Source organism: Pseudomonas sp. (assembly GCF_030684895.1).
Lineage (GTDB): Bacteria > Pseudomonadota > Gammaproteobacteria > Pseudomonadales > Pseudomonadaceae > Aquipseudomonas.
The window spans coordinates 12,624-27,079 of the sequence record NZ_JAUXXP010000018.1 but is presented as its reverse complement, the minus strand read 5'-3'; the positions used below and the strand labels follow the sequence as shown (position 1 = coordinate 27,079).

Sequence of the window (14,456 nt, the reverse complement as noted above, 5' to 3'; positions counted from 1 at the left end):
CGTAGCCTGGCCAGAAAGCGGCAAGATCAATAGGATGCATGGTGACAGCAGGGTGCAGGGGTTGGTGTGTTTGGCGACTGCCAATTTACCTGCATCCCTGACTGTCAATCCTCTCTTTCCCACGATCCCGCGAAGAACCTTTTTATTGCGCACGACTAGCTGCTAATTCCATATCCAGTTCCAGAGCCCCGGCAGGCGGGCGTATTGCAGTGGGTCGCCGAGGGCGCGTCTGAGAGCGGCACGTTGCAGGGCGTCGCGCTGGCTATAGAACGGTTGTTTGTCGGTGGCCAGGCCAACATCTTCGGCCACATCCATCAGGATTTGCAGGTATTCCTGCATATGCCGCGCAGTATAGGGATTGAGGTCGTGGAAGGTCACCACCACCGGGATAACCCCATCGACTGCAGGCAAGGCGCCGACGCTGATCTGCTGCGCGGCGCGGGCGAGCTGGTCACGCAGGTTACTGCGCCGGCGCAGGCTGCCATTGATACCCCAGGTCTTGCCATCGTTGGCGCTCAGGTCAGTTAGCAGCAAGCGCAGACCATGCGCCTGATAGGCGGCGAAGGTGCGTTCGTCGTAGTTCCAGAAGGGTGGTCGCACCAGGCGCGGCGCGGCGCCGCTGAGGGCGGTCAGGTCGGCTACACCGTCGGTCAGCGATTGATCGAGTGCCTCAGCGCTGAGAAAGCGGTGATTGGAGTGCCCCGAGGTCGCGGTGTGAAAACCCAGCAGATGGCCCTCACGTTGTTGGCGGCGTAGCAGCGCTTGCCCTTGCATGCTGCCACCGGCTCCGGCGGCGCGGGTCTGGACAAAGAACAGTGCCTTGATTCCTGGCTGGATCGGGTTGTCTGCCAATGTGTCGAGTATTTGTGCGGTTGGATTGTGGGTGGTGCTGGCGCTGGGGCCGTCATCGAAACTCAGGAGAAAGCGTATCGGCTCAATCTCGGGGTTGGGTTTAGGCGGCGCAAGGCTGCTGCAGGCGCTCAACAGCAGCATGCTGATTAAGGCGAAGGCCCATTGCGTGATTCGCGAAACAGCGTGTGTTGGAGTTGCGGGGTAACGCATTAGGCTTTGGCTCGCGAGGGACATGGATTGGCAGGGCATCGGGGCGCGGAGTCTATGCGGCCAAGGCCGCAGTAGGAACCTGTGCTTGGGTTAATAAGTTCGACTCTGCTTGAGCCGTATAGGTCCATGTCAGCAGGATGTTATGGCGCGCTGCGGCGTGTTTTAGCGCGCGGTCAGGCCCGTTTCCCGGAGCCGCTTGTACAGCGTGTTGCGGCTAACTCCGAGGCTGCGCGCCAGGTGCGAGATATTGCCGCCGCAGGCTTGGTACTGGCTGGCCAGATCATCCGCACTGGTACTGGTCAGCGGTGGCGGCTCGGTGGCGGCTGTTGGCGCAGCTGTTTGCTGCAAGTCGGCAAAGAAATCATCCGGCAGGTGTTCGGCGCGGATCTGCTGATCCTCGGCCATGGCCAGGGCAATCTGCAGGACGCTGCTCAGTTGGCGCAGGTTGCCGGGCCAGGGGTGGCGCTCGAACAGACTCAGCACTTCCTGGCTTAGCCCGGCCCATTGTTGCGGCTCGCGGTGGTACTCCCAGATGCGTTGGACCATGGCGCCCTTGTCGGTGCGTTCGCGCAGCGGCGGTAACTCTAGGTTGAGGCCGCTGATGCGGTAGTAGAGGTCCTGGCGAAACAACCCGCTTTCCACATCCTGGCGCAGCGGGCGGTTGGTAGCGGAAATCAGACGGATATCCACCGGGTACAGCTCGCTACTCCCCAGCGGTTGTACACAGCGCTCCTGCAGTACCCGCAGCAGACGGGCCTGCACCCGCAGTGGCATATCGCCGACTTCGTCGAGAAACAGCGTGCCTTTGTGGGCCTTGCGAATCAGGCCGATGCTGCCTTTCTGGTTGGCCCCGGTAAACGCGCCTTTTTCATAGCCGAACAGCTCGGACTCCACCAACTCGGCCGGAATAGCCGCACAGTTGACCGCAATAAACGCCTGGCTGGCGCGCGAACTGGCGTGGTGCAGGGCTTTGACGAAAACCTCCTTGCCGACTCCAGTTTCGCCATGCACCAGGATTGGAATGTCTTTTTCCAGCAGTCGCTCGGCCTGGCGTACCGCTTTGTCGACACGCGGGTCGCCGAGGTTGAGCGAGGCCAGGGTGAAGTGGTTGCTGCTGGCGCTGGCAGGTGGCTGTTGGGCTGGGCGAAAGTCGCGGGCCTGGATTGGCGAAGGTTGCTGCGGGCGCTTGATCTGCGCGTGAAAGCGAAAGCGCCCGCTGGCGCGCAAGTTGAACGGCAGCGCCTCGGGCTGGTTGAGCAGTTGCTGCAGCGGCACGTCGAACAGGCTTTCGATATTCACCTGGGCCAGGCCCACGCCTAGCAGGCTGTCGGCACGGCGATTGGCGGAAACCACCTGGCCTTGCTCATCGAAAATCAGCAGCCCGGCCCAGGGGCTGCTGAGGTTATCCAGGCTGGTGTTGAAACTCAGCTGGAAGTAGCGCTGCTGGAACAGGTTGAGAATCAGGCGGTTCTCCACCGACTGGCTCATCATCTTGACCATGCCCAGGGTGTGCGAGGGCGGCAGGTAGCTGTCGCTGGAGACATCCAGCACCGCAATCATTTGCCGCTGCTCGTCAAAAATCGGCGAGGCCGAGCCGGTCATAAAACGGTTGGCTTTGAGGAAGTGCTCATCGTGCTGAATGTGGACGGCCTGGGCGCAGCTCAGGGCGGTGCCGATGGCATTGGTGCCGGTGTAACGCTCCAGCCAGGTGGCTCCGGCGACAAAACCAGCGGCGCGGCTGGGTTCGATAAAGCGCTGGTCGCCCCAGGATTGCAGCACCTGGCCCTGATGGTCGGCCAGCATGATCAGGCAATTGGAGTTGGCCAGGATGGTGCCGTAGTAGGGCAGCACTTCCTTGTGGGTGGTGTGCACCAGGGCATGCTGGCTTTCCAGCAGGGCGCTGACTTCGCCGCGCTCGGGCTGGTTGAAGATCGGTGTGCTCTGGTGGGTCAGGCCGTAGTCACGGCAGCGTGTCCAGGAGTCCTGGATGATGGTCTCGTGGGGCAGGGCAGTGACAGCGTCAGCCATGACAGGTATCTCGCGCGGGTTCTTGTTGTTATGGGCCGCAGTCTGCGCCGGGCAGACTGCAGTGTCGCCGAAGGCTGTTCAATGTCAACGCTGCGACTGTTCAGTTGTTCACTGTGCACTGTTCAAAAGTGTTCAATGGCGTTGGGGCTGGTTGCCTAAATCTACGTGCAGTTGTTTTAAATCAATGGTTTGCAGACGCTGAAACGGGTTGGCACGGAACTCGCCTTGTTACTGGGCAGATAACAAGAAAAAGGACGGCCCATGTCACTTACCCTGGAGCATGTCACGCGGATCGTTGATCACCAGCTGCATATCGACGATGCCTGCCTGAGCTTCGAACCTGGCTCCTTCAATGTGCTGCTGGGGCGCACGCTGTCTGGCAAGACCAGTCTGATGCGCCTGATGGCGGGTCTGGATAAACCCACCAGCGGACGCATCTTGATGAATGGCGCGGACATGACCAATGTCTCGGTGCGCCAGCGCAACGTGTCGATGGTCTATCAGCAGTTCATCAATTACCCGACCCTGACGGTGTTCGAGAACATCGCTTCGCCGCTGCGTCAGGCTGGGGTGAGCAAGGCCGAGATTCTGGAAAAGGTCCACGCCACGGCGCAGATGCTGCGCATCGAGGGCCTGCTGGCACGTTACCCGCTGGAGTTGTCCGGTGGCCAGCAGCAGCGCACGGCCATGGCCCGGGCCCTGGTCAAGGACGCCTCGTTGATTCTGTTCGATGAGCCGCTGGTCAACCTTGACTACAAGCTGCGCGAAGAGCTGCGCCAAGAGATGCGCGAGCTGTTCGAGGCCCGCCACACCATCGCAATCTATGCCACCACCGAGCCCAATGAGGCCCTGGCCCTGGGCGGCACCACCACCATCCTGCATGAAGGGCGGGTGGTGCAGAGCGGCAAGACTGCCGAGGTCTACCACCGTCCGCAGCAGGTGCTGGCCGCAGAGCTGTTCTCCGAGCCGGCGATCAACCTGATGCCGGGGCGTGTTAGCGGCACCGAAGTGAGTTTTGCTGACACTGTACATTTCCCGCTCAACCCGGACCTGCAAGGCATCGTCGAGGGCGAATACCGCTTCGGCGTGCGCCCCAGCCATATAGGCCTGGTGCCATCCAACGATGACGATCTGGAACTGGCGGTAACGGTTGAACTGGCCGAGATTAGCGGTTCGGAAACCTTTCTGCATGTGCGCAACGAGCAGTTCGTACTGGTCCTGCATCTGCCTGGGGTGCATGAGTACGACGTGGACACGCCGATCCTCATCTATATCCCCACCCACAAGCTGTTTGTCTTCGCCGCTGATGGGCAGTTGATTCAGGCGCCAAGCCGCCGTCTGGGGAGGGTTGCCTGATGGCCGAGATCCGTTTGCACAACCTGGCCCACAGTTACAGTGGCACGCCGACTGGCGCGGCCGATTACGCCATCCGCGAGATGAATCATGTGTGGGAGCAGGGCGGCGCCTATGCGCTGCTGGGGCCATCCGGCTGCGGTAAGTCGACCCTGCTGAACATTATCTCTGGGCTGCTTAGCCCGTCCCATGGTGAGGTGCAGTTCGATGGCAAGGTGGTCAACACGCTGCCGCCGGAGCTGCGCAATATCGCCCAGGTTTTCCAGTTTCCGGTGGTCTACGACACCATGACGGTGTTCGACAACCTGGCCTTCCCCTTGCGTAATCAGGGCATGAATGAGGCGAAGATCCTCACAAAGGTCAACGAAATTGCCGAGGTACTGGAGCTGCACCCGTTGCTGCACAAGCGCGCTCGCAACCTGACTGCCGACGAAAAGCAGAAGGTTTCCATGGGCCGCGGCCTGGTGCGCGATGATGTCTCGGCGATCCTGTTCGACGAGCCATTGACGGTGATTGATCCGCATCTCAAGTGGAAGCTACGGCGCAAGCTCAAGCAGATTCACGAGCAGTTCAATATCACCATGGTCTACGTCACCCACGACCAATTAGAAGCCTCGACCTTCGCCGACAAGATTGCGGTGATGTATGGCGGTCAAATTGTGCAGTTCGGCACGCCGCGTGAGTTGTTCGAGCGGCCTAGCCACACCTTTGTCGGCTACTTCATTGGTAGTCCGGGGATGAACCTGATCGATGTACTGCCTTATGCCGGCGGTGTGCGATTCAACAACACCTTGCTGCCGTTATCGGCGGCGCTCAATCGGCGACTGGCCGAGCTGCCCGGAGCCAAGCTGAAAATCGGCATCCGCCCGGAGTTTGTGCACATCTGGGATGGCCCAAACGAAGATGCGCTGTGTGGCGAGGTGGTGCATGTCGAAGACCTCGGCACCTACAAGATTCTCACCCTCAAGCTCGACGGCCAATTGCTCAAGGTGCGCCTGCAGGAAGATCAGCCCGTGCCGCAGCAGCAGGTATACCTGAGCTTCCCGGCGCAGTGGTTGATGCTTTACGCCGATGACTTTCTGGTTGAGGCGCAAGCGCTGGAGGTGCAGCTATGAAGGTGCAAAACAACAAGGCCTGGTGGCTGGTACTGCCGGTGTTTCTGCTGGTGGCGTTCAGCGCCATCGTGCCGATGATGACGGTGGTCAACTACTCGGTGCAGGACATCTTCGACCATTCCACGCGCTATTTCGTCGGCGTCGACTGGTACAAGCAGGTGCTGCAGGACACCCGTCTGCATGATTCGCTGCTACGCCAGTTCATCTTCTCCGCCTGCGTGCTGCTGATCGAAATCCCCTTGGGTATCGCCATCGCTTTGTGCATGCCGACCAAGGGGCGCATGGCCTCGCTGGTGCTGATCGTGCTGGCGATTCCGCTGCTGATTCCGTGGAACGTGGTCGGCACCATCTGGCAGATCTTCGGTCGCGCCGACATCGGCTTGCTCGGCTGGACCCTGAACAGCCTGGGCATCAGCTACAACTATGCCTCCAATACCAGCGACGCCTGGGTCACTGTGCTGATCATGGACGTCTGGCACTGGACCTCATTGGTGGCGCTGCTCTGCTATTCGGGGCTGCGCGCGATTCCCGATGTGTATTACCAGGCCGCGCGTATCGACCGTGCATCCGACTGGGCCGTGTTCCGCCATATCCAGTTGCCCAAGCTAAAAAGCGTGCTGCTGATCGCGGTGATGCTGCGTTTTATGGACAGCTTCATGATCTACACCGAGCCCTTTGTTCTGACAGGGGGCGGGCCGGGTAACGCCACCACCTTCCTTAGCCAGACCCTGACGCAAATGGCTATCGGCCAGTTCGACCTGGGTCCGGCGGCGGCGTTCTCCTTGGTGTACTTCCTGATCATCCTGTTGGTGTCCTGGCTGTTCTACACCGCCATGACCCACAACGATAAGACTCGCTGAGGCCGACCATGACCCTACCTAAAAAAGTAGTGCTGGGGCTGTATATCCTGTTCCTGCTGGTGCCGATCTACTGGCTGCTGAACATGTCGTTCAAGAGCAACACCGAGATTCTTGGCGGCCTGACGCTGTGGCCGCATGGCTTCACCCTGGACAACTACAAGGTGATCTTCACCGACCCGAGCTGGTACGAGGGCTATCTCAACTCGCTGTACTACGTGTGCCTGAATACGGTGATTTCGCTGACGGTGGCGTTGCCGGCGGCCTATGCGTTTTCGCGCTACCGCTTCCTCGGCGACAAGCACCTGTTCTTCTGGCTGCTGACCAACCGTATGGCGCCACCGGCGGTGTTTCTGCTGCCGTTTTTCCAGCTGTATTCGTCGATCGGCCTGTTCGATACGCATATCGCCGTGGCGCTGGCGCACTGCCTGTTCAACGTGCCGCTGGCGGTGTGGATTCTCGAAGGCTTTATGTCCGGGGTGCCGAAGGAGATCGATGAAACCGCCTATATCGACGGTTACAGCTTCCCGAAATTCTTCGTGAAGATCTTTATCCCGCTGATTGGCTCGGGCATCGGCGTTACCGCGTTCTTCTGCTTCATGTTCTCCTGGGTCGAGTTGCTGCTGGCGCGCACCCTGACCTCGGTGGATGCCAAACCGATTGCCGCGGTAATGACCCGCACCGTGTCGGCATCGGGGATCGATTGGGGCGTACTGGCGGCGGCGGGGGTGTTGACCATTTTGCCAGGCATGCTGGTTATCTGGTTTGTCCGTAACCATGTGGCCAAGGGCTTTGCCCTGGGCCGGGTATAGGAGTCGCGACGATGGATTGGATGGCCTGGACGCTGCCGACGGCGTTGTTTTTCGGCTTTATCGGCATGCTGCTGGTCGGCATGACGATCTGGGAACTGCGTTCGCCCTGTATCGAGCGCAAAGGCTTGTTGCCGATCAGCACCACGCGTGGTGATCGGTTGTTTATCGGTCTGCTTGGAAGTGCCTACCTGCACCTGCTGGTGGTGGGCGCGACCGATTGGAGTGTCTGGATAGCCTCGGTGCTGTCCCTGTTCTGGTTATTTGCAGTGATGCGTTGGGGTTAAGTCGGGCTGCCTTTGCCGCGCCTGCCGGTTGGGCGCGACCATGATCCGCTTGCCTCATTCCAAACCCTGAGATGGAGGTCTCTATGTTCGACAATAACAACAAAACTCGACATAGCATGGCGCTGGCTGCCCTGCTGACGTTGTCCGGCTTGAGCGGCGCAGCCTGGGCTGATGCCTACGAAGAAGCGGCAAAGAAGTGGATCAGCGAGGAGTTCAACCCCTCGACCCTGACGCCTGAGCAGCAGTTGGCTGAATTGCAGTGGTTTATCAAGGCTGCCGAGCCGTTTCGCGGCATGAGCATCAGCGTGGCCTCGGAAACCATTGCCACCCACGAATATGAGTCCAAGGTGCTGGCCAAGGCCTTCAGCGAAATCACCGGGATCAAGCTCAAGCACGACCTGATGCAGGAAGGCGATGTCGTCGAGAAGCTGCAAACCCAGATGCAGTCGGACAAGAACATCTACGACGGCTATATCAACGACTCCGATCTGATCGGCACCCACTTCCGTTACGGCAAAGCGGTAGCCATCAGCGACATGATGGAAGGCGAAGGCAAAGCGGTCACCTCGCCAACCCTCGATCTGCAGGACTTTATCGGCATTTCCTTCACCACCGGGCCCGACGGCAAGCTCTATCAGCTGCCGGACCAGCAATTCGCCAACCTCTATTGGTTCCGCGCTGACTGGTTCGAGCGCCCGGAACTGAAGGCCAAGTTCAAAGAAATTTACGGTTATGAGCTAGGTGTGCCGGTCAACTGGTCGGCCTATGAAGACATCGCCGAGTTCTTCTCCGAGAAGGTCAAGGAAATCGATGGCCAGCGCATCTATGGCCATATGGATTACGGCAAGAAAGACCCATCCCTGGGCTGGCGCTTTACCGATGCCTGGTTCTCCATGGCGGGTGGCGGCGACAAGGGTCTGCCTAACGGCTTGCCCGTGGATGAGTGGGGTATTCGCGTAGATGGTTGTCGCCCCGTGGGCTCCAGTGTCGCCCGGGGCGGCGATACCAATGGCCCGGCGGCGGTGTATGCCACCACAAAGTATGTCGACTGGATGCGCAAATACGCGCCGCCAGAAGCACAGGGCATGACCTTCTCTGAGTCCGGCCCGGTGCCGGCGCAGGGCAGTATTGCTCAGCAGATTTTCTGGTACACCGCCTTTACCGCTGATATGACCAAGCCAGGTCTGCCGGTGGTTAATGAAGACGGCACGCCAAAGTGGCGCATGGCGCCTTCACCGAAAGGCCCGTACTGGGAAGAGGGCATGAAGCTGGGCTATCAGGACGCCGGCTCCTGGACCTTCCTCAAGTCCACGCCGGAGAAACAGCGCCTGGCCGCCTGGCTCTACGCGCAGTTCGTGACTTCGAAAACCGTATCGCTGAAAAAGACCCTGGTTGGCCTAACGCCAATTCGTGAGTCGGATATCAACTCGCAAGCCATGACCGACGTTGCGCCGAAACTGGGCGGCCTGGTGGAGTTCTATCGCAGCCCGGCGCGGGTGCAGTGGACGCCGACCGGCACCAACGTGCCGGACTACCCACGTCTGGCTCAGCTGTGGTGGCAGTTTATTGCTGAGGCAGCCAGTGGTGACAAGTCGCCACAAGAGGCACTGGATGGCCTGGCAGCGGCGCAGGACACCATGCTGGGCCGTTTGGAGCGTTCCGGTGTGCTCGGCGAATGTGGGCCGAAGCTGAACGAGCCGAAAGATCCGCAGTACTGGCTGGATCAGCCGGGCGCACCGAAGCCCAAACTGGCCAACGAGAAGCCTCAGGGTGAAACCATCAACTACAACGAGCTGCTGAAATCCTGGGAACAAGCCCGCGACTGACGCGGTGGGTTGGGCTCAAGCATAAAAAACGGCACCTAGGTGCCGTTTTCTATTTCTGCACGCGCTGCACTCAGTCGTGCAGATGCTCGGCGGCATGCAGGGTGTTTTCCAGCAGGCATGCACGGGTCATCGGGCCAACGCCGCCCGGTACCGGGGTGATCCAGCCCGCTCGGGGCAGGGCGGTTTCATACACCACATCGCCAATCAGCTTGCCGTCGGTCTGGCGGTTGATGCCCACGTCGATAACGATGGCGCCAGGCTTGATCCACTCGCCATGCACCAGGCCAGGCTTGCCGGCAGCCACCACGACAATGTCGGCCTGGCCGACATGCATGGGCAGGTCTTTGGTGAAACGGTGGGTTACGGTGACGGTGCAACCGGCGAGCAGCAGCTCCATCGCCATCGGCCGGCCGACGATATTCGACGCGCCAACCACCACTGCGTGCATGCCATACAGGTCAACGCCCGTGCTTTGCAGCAGGGTCATGATGCCTTTCGGAGTGCAGGGGCGCAGCAATGGCATGCGCTGGGCCAGGCGGCCAATGTTGTAGGGATGGAAGCCATCAACGTCTTTATCCGGGCGGATGCGCTCCAGCAATAAAGAAGCGTCTAGATGTTCCGGCAGCGGCAGTTGTACCAAAATGCCGTCGATGCTCGGTTCGTCATTCAGGCGGTCGATCAATGCCATCAGCTCGTCCTGGCCAGTCGTGGCAGGCAGGTCATAGGCCTGCGAGACGAAGCCGACTTCTTCGCAGTCTTTGCGTTTGTGCGAAACGTAGACTTGGGACGCAGGGTCGCTACCGACGAGAATCACCGCCAGCCCGGGTGCGCGCAGGCCTTGCTGACGTCGTTCGGCGACACGTTGGGCGATCTGCTGGCGCAGGCTGGCGGCAATTGCTTTGCCATCGATCAGTTGTGCGGTCATTGCGCTTGGTTAACCATAAAGAAAGGATGGAAAAAGGACGCGCATTCTCGCATGACCATGCTGTGGGGCAAAGGCGCACACCGCGGTTTTCGCGTAACTCCTTTAAATGGCTGAATTTTTTTAACTTTTCCTGTTGACGACCTGAAACGGCCTCTATAACATTCGCCCCGCTTGTCGAGCACAGCCAGTCGCTGGGTAAGACGGCAAAGGTCGAAGCTGCAAAGTTTTTTCCGAAGCCGAAAGCTTTAAGTCTGCATCTGCAGATGGATAGGCGCCCGTAGCTCAGCTGGATAGAGCATCCGCCTTCTAAGCGGATGGTCGCAGGTTCGAGTCCTGCCGGGCGTGCCATTTGGCGGTCTTGGCTCAAGCAAAATGCAATATGGTGGGCGTAGCTCAGTTGGTAGAGCGCAGGATTGTGACTCCTGTTGTCGTGGGTTCGATCCCCATCGTCCACCCCATATTCCAAGGCGCCAGGATAATTCCTGGCGTTTTTGTATAAAGCTTTACCACGCGGACGTGGTGGAATTGGTAGACACACTGGATTTAGGTTCCAGCGCCGCAAGGCGTGAGAGTTCGAGTCTCTCCGTCCGCACCATCTTTTAACTCCCTCCCGTTTGCCGCCTGCATCTAGGGTGACTTCTGCAAATCGACCCTCTAGAATGCATGCCCTTGATTAGGGGCCGGCAAGCGGCCGGCTTATGTCTGTGCAACGAGGATTATCCATGCAAGTTTCTGTTGAAAGTACCTCTGCTCTCGAGCGCCGTATGACCGTTGGCGTCTCTGTTGAGCGCATCGAGACTGAAGTCAACAAGCGTCTGCAGCAGACTGCCCGTCGTGCCAAGGTCCCTGGTTTCCGTCCTGGCAAAGTGCCAATGAGCGTGATTCGTCAGCGTTATGAAGATGCTGCGCGTCAGGAAGCGCTGGGTGATCTGATCCAATCCACTTTCTACGAAGCCGTTGTTGAGCAGAAGCTCAATCCAGCTGGCGCTCCGGCCGTTGAGCCGAAGTCGTTCGAGAAAGGCAAGGATCTGGAATACGTTGCGACCTTCGAAGTATTCCCGGAATTCACCGTTGGTGGTTTCGAGTCCATCGCTATCGAACGCCTGCAGGCTGACGTAGCTGATGCCGACGTTGACAACATGCTGGAAATCCTGCGCAAGCAGAACACTCGCTTTGAAGCCGCCGAGCGCGCTGCCGAGAATGGCGACCAACTGAATATCGACTTTGTTGGCAAGATCGACGGCGAAGCTTTTGCTGGCGGTTCGGCCAAGGGCACTCAGCTGGTTCTCGGCTCTGGCCGCATGATCCCTGGTTTTGAAGATGCACTGGTGGGCGCCAAGGCTGGCGAAGAGCGCGTAGTTAACCCGACTTTCCCGGCTGATTACCAGAATCTGGACCTGGCTGGCAAAACTGCCGAGTTCACCGTCACTGTCAACAGCATCGCGGCACCTCAGTTGCCTGAGCTGAATGATGAGTTCTTCGCCCTGTTCGGCGTTAAAGAAGGCGGCCTGGAAGGCTTCCGCGCTGAAGTGCGCAAGAACATGGAGCGCGAGCTGCGCCAGGCGATCAAATCCAAGGTTAAAAACCAGGTGATGGACGGCCTGCTGGCTGCCAACCCGATCGAAGTGCCGAAGGCGCTGATCAGCAACGAAGTAAACCGTCTGCGCGTGCAGGCCGTTCAGCAGTTCGGTGGCAACCTCAAGCCTGAGCAGCTGCCAGCTGAGCTGTTTGAAGAGCAAGCCAAGCGCCGCGTTGTGCTGGGCCTGGTTGTCGCTGAAGTGGTCAAGCAGTGTGAGCTGAAGCCTGATGATGCCCGCGTTCGCGAAATGATTCAGGAAATGGCTTCGGCTTACCAAGAGCCTGAGCAGGTTGTCGCCTGGTACTACAAAAACGACCAGCAAATGAACGAAGTGCGTTCGGTTGTACTGGAAGAGCAAGTTGTAGATACTGTTTTGCAGAAGGCCAATGTGACCGATAAAGCGGTCTCGTACGAAGAAGCTGTCAAGCCGGTAGAAACACCACAAGCCGCCTGATTTCTTTACCTCGTTCGAATGCGTCATAAGCCAGCCGCCGTGCTGGCTTATGCGTATTTGTGACATGACTATTTAGGGAGCGAGTGCACGCATGTCCCGCAATCCTTTTATGCAGCAAATGCCTAATATCCAAGCCGCTGGTGGCCTGGTTCCCATGGTTGTCGAGCAGACGGCTCGCGGTGAGCGCGCCTATGACATCTATTCGCGCCTGCTCAAGGAGCGAGTGATCTTTCTTGTCGGCCCTGTAGAGGACTACATGGCCAACCTGATCTGTGCGCAACTGTTATTCCTTGAAGCGGAAAATCCGGACAAGGACATTCATCTTTACATTAACTCCCCAGGTGGTTCGGTGACGGCGGGTATGTCGATCTACGACACCATGCAGTTCATCAAGCCTAACGTGTCCACCACCTGTATTGGTCAGGCGTGCAGCATGGGCGCATTCCTGCTGACCGCTGGCGCCGAGGGTAAGCGTTACTGCCTGCCGAACTCGCGCGTGATGATTCACCAGCCACTGGGTGGTTTCCAGGGCCAGGCGTCGGACATTGAAATCCACGCCAAGGAAATCCTGTTCATCCGTGAGCGTCTCAATATGCTGATGGCCAAGCACAGTGGGCGCACTCTGGAAGAAATCGAGCGCGACACCAATCGTGATAATTTCATGAGCGCCGAAGCCGCTCGTGAGTACGGGTTGATCGACGCCGTGATTGAAAAGCGCCCCGCTTAATATAAGCAGCTCAAAATAGGGCAGGTCGGCGTGTCCGGCCTCCGGCGGGCTTGAAAAAGCCCGCATAAGCCTTCATCTTGTGTTGCAAGCCTATCGGATTTGGATCGAACGAATGACTGACACCCGCAACGGCGAGGACAACGGCAAGTTGCTTTATTGCTCCTTCTGCGGCAAAAGCCAGCATGAAGTGCGCAAATTAATTGCCGGCCCCTCGGTCTTTATCTGCGACGAGTGCGTCGACCTGTGCAACGACATCATCCGCGAGGAGGTGCAGGAAGCCCAGGCCGAGAGCAGTGCGCATAAATTGCCTGCCCCCAAGGAAATCAGCGGCATCCTTGATCAGTACGTCATCGGCCAGGAGCGTGCGAAGAAGATTTTGGCTGTAGCGGTCTATAACCACTACAAGCGTCTCAACCAGCGCGACAAGAAAGATGACATTGAGCTAGGTAAAAGCAACATCCTGCTCATCGGCCCAACGGGTTCGGGTAAAACCCTGCTGGCTGAAACCCTGGCGCGCTTGCTCAACGTCCCCTTCACTATCGCTGACGCCACCACCCTGACCGAAGCTGGTTATGTGGGTGAGGACGTCGAGAACATCATTCAGAAGCTGCTGCAGAAGTGTGATTACGATGTTGAAAAAGCCCAGATGGGCATCGTCTACATCGATGAAATCGACAAGATTTCGCGCAAATCGGATAACCCTTCGATTACCCGTGATGTATCGGGTGAGGGCGTACAGCAGGCGCTGCTCAAGCTGATTGAGGGGACTGTAGCTTCGGTGCCGCCGCAGGGCGGACGTAAGCATCCGCAGCAGGAATTTCTGCAGGTTGATACGCGCAATATCCTATTTATCTGTGGTGGTGCGTTCTCCGGCCTGGAAAAAGTTATCCAGGGTCGCTCGACCAAGGGTGGCATCGGTTTCAACGCCGAAGTACGCAGCAAGGAAGAGGGCAAAAAAGTGGGCGAGTCACTGCGCGCTGTTGAGCCGGATGACCTGGTCAAGTTTGGTCTGATTCCTGAGTTCGTTGGCCGCTTGCCGGTTATCGCCACGTTGGATGAACTAGACGAAGCGGCTCTGGTGCAGATTCTGACCGAGCCGAAGAACGCCTTGACCAAGCAATATGCCAAGCTGTTCGAGATGGAAGGGGTGGAGTTGGAATTCCGTCCGGATGCGCTGAAGTCAGTTGCCCATAAGGCGCTTGAACGTAAAACCGGTGCCCGCGGCCTGCGTTCGATTCTCGAAGGTGTCCTGCTCGATACCATGTACGAGATTCCGTCGCAGTCCGACGTCAGCAAGGTGGTTATTGATGAAAGTGTTATCGATGGCACCTCCAAGCCGTTGCTCATTTATGAGAATAACGAGCTGCCAGCCAAGGCTGCGCCTGACGCGTAACAGCGTTGTAACATGTTGAAAGCAAGGGGCCTGCGGGCCCC

12 protein-coding genes and 3 tRNA genes are annotated in these 14,456 nt (G+C 58.6%); 12 read left to right on the top strand and 3 right to left on the bottom strand.

What is annotated here, in order from left to right:
* Window positions 1-162: 162 nt before the first annotated feature.
* Together Q8M42_RS04195 and Q8M42_RS04190 are read right to left on the bottom strand one after the other, a co-directional pair.
* Window positions 163-993 carry a polysaccharide deacetylase family protein gene (locus Q8M42_RS04195; protein ID WP_304869336.1) on the bottom strand — a complete coding sequence of 277 codons (831 nt, stop codon included), beginning with the start codon at window positions 991-993 and terminating at the stop codon, window positions 163-165.
* 231 nt (window positions 994-1,224) lie between these two features.
* Window positions 1,225-3,090, bottom strand: coding sequence for a sigma-54-dependent Fis family transcriptional regulator (locus tag Q8M42_RS04190; RefSeq protein ID WP_304869334.1), 1,866 nt, complete (start codon window positions 3,088-3,090; stop codon window positions 1,225-1,227).
* Window positions 3,091-3,351: 261 nt separating this feature from the next.
* Between Q8M42_RS04190 and Q8M42_RS04185 the strand changes: the two genes are divergently transcribed.
* The 6 genes from Q8M42_RS04185 to Q8M42_RS04160 all read left to right on the top strand — a co-directional run bounded on the left by Q8M42_RS04185 (window position 3,352) and on the right by Q8M42_RS04160 (window position 9,337).
* Window positions 3,352-4,446 carry an ABC transporter ATP-binding protein gene (locus tag Q8M42_RS04185; RefSeq protein ID WP_304869332.1) on the top strand — a complete coding sequence of 365 codons (1,095 nt, stop codon included), beginning with the start codon at window positions 3,352-3,354 and terminating at the stop codon, window positions 4,444-4,446.
* Window positions 4,446-5,558 (top strand): ABC transporter ATP-binding protein, encoded by a 1,113-nt coding sequence (locus tag Q8M42_RS04180; RefSeq protein ID WP_304869330.1) that lies wholly within the window; start codon window positions 4,446-4,448, stop codon window positions 5,556-5,558. The genes Q8M42_RS04185 and Q8M42_RS04180 overlap by 1 nt, the downstream gene beginning before the upstream one ends.
* Window positions 5,555-6,418 carry a carbohydrate ABC transporter permease gene (locus tag Q8M42_RS04175; protein ID WP_304869328.1) on the top strand — a complete coding sequence of 288 codons (864 nt, stop codon included), beginning with the start codon at window positions 5,555-5,557 and terminating at the stop codon, window positions 6,416-6,418. The genes Q8M42_RS04180 and Q8M42_RS04175 overlap by 4 nt, the downstream gene beginning before the upstream one ends.
* 8 nt (window positions 6,419-6,426) lie before the next feature.
* Window positions 6,427-7,227, top strand: a complete 801-nt coding sequence (locus tag Q8M42_RS04170; protein ID WP_304869327.1) for a carbohydrate ABC transporter permease — start codon at window positions 6,427-6,429, stop codon at window positions 7,225-7,227.
* Window positions 7,228-7,238: 11 nt separating this feature from the next.
* On the top strand, window positions 7,239-7,511 hold the full coding sequence (locus tag Q8M42_RS04165) for a DUF2160 domain-containing protein (RefSeq protein WP_090386722.1): 273 nt from the start codon (window positions 7,239-7,241) through the stop codon (window positions 7,509-7,511).
* Window positions 7,512-7,594: 83 nt separating this feature from the next.
* Window positions 7,595-9,337, top strand: a complete 1,743-nt coding sequence (locus Q8M42_RS04160) for an ABC transporter substrate-binding protein (RefSeq protein ID WP_304869323.1) — start codon at window positions 7,595-7,597, stop codon at window positions 9,335-9,337.
* Between the two features lie 70 nt (window positions 9,338-9,407).
* Here Q8M42_RS04160 and folD read toward each other — a convergent pair whose 3' ends face one another.
* A complete protein-coding gene (folD, locus tag Q8M42_RS04155) occupies window positions 9,408-10,262 on the bottom strand; it encodes a bifunctional methylenetetrahydrofolate dehydrogenase/methenyltetrahydrofolate cyclohydrolase FolD (RefSeq protein WP_304869322.1) in 855 nt (284 codons plus the stop codon).
* 271 nt (window positions 10,263-10,533) lie between these two features.
* Here folD and Q8M42_RS04150 point away from each other — a divergent pair.
* The 6 genes from Q8M42_RS04150 to clpX all read left to right on the top strand — a co-directional run bounded on the left by Q8M42_RS04150 (window position 10,534) and on the right by clpX (window position 14,415).
* Window positions 10,534-10,610 (top strand) — tRNA-Arg (locus tag Q8M42_RS04150).
* Window positions 10,611-10,644: 34 nt separating this feature from the next.
* A tRNA-His gene (locus Q8M42_RS04145) sits at window positions 10,645-10,720 on the top strand.
* Window positions 10,721-10,772: 52 nt separating this feature from the next.
* Window positions 10,773-10,857 (top strand) — tRNA-Leu (locus Q8M42_RS04140).
* A gap of 127 nt (window positions 10,858-10,984) precedes the next feature.
* Window positions 10,985-12,295 (top strand): trigger factor, encoded by a 1,311-nt coding sequence (gene tig, locus Q8M42_RS04135; protein ID WP_304869320.1) that lies wholly within the window; start codon window positions 10,985-10,987, stop codon window positions 12,293-12,295.
* 91 nt (window positions 12,296-12,386) lie between these two features.
* Complete coding sequence (gene clpP / locus Q8M42_RS04130) at window positions 12,387-13,022, top strand: ATP-dependent Clp endopeptidase proteolytic subunit ClpP (RefSeq protein ID WP_304869318.1); 636 nt, start codon at window positions 12,387-12,389, stop codon at window positions 13,020-13,022.
* Window positions 13,023-13,134: 112 nt separating this feature from the next.
* The gene (clpX, locus tag Q8M42_RS04125; protein WP_304869316.1) at window positions 13,135-14,415 is read left to right on the top strand and encodes an ATP-dependent Clp protease ATP-binding subunit ClpX; all 1,281 of its coding nucleotides are present in this window, start codon (window positions 13,135-13,137) and stop codon (window positions 14,413-14,415) included.
* Window positions 14,416-14,456 lie beyond the last annotated feature (41 nt).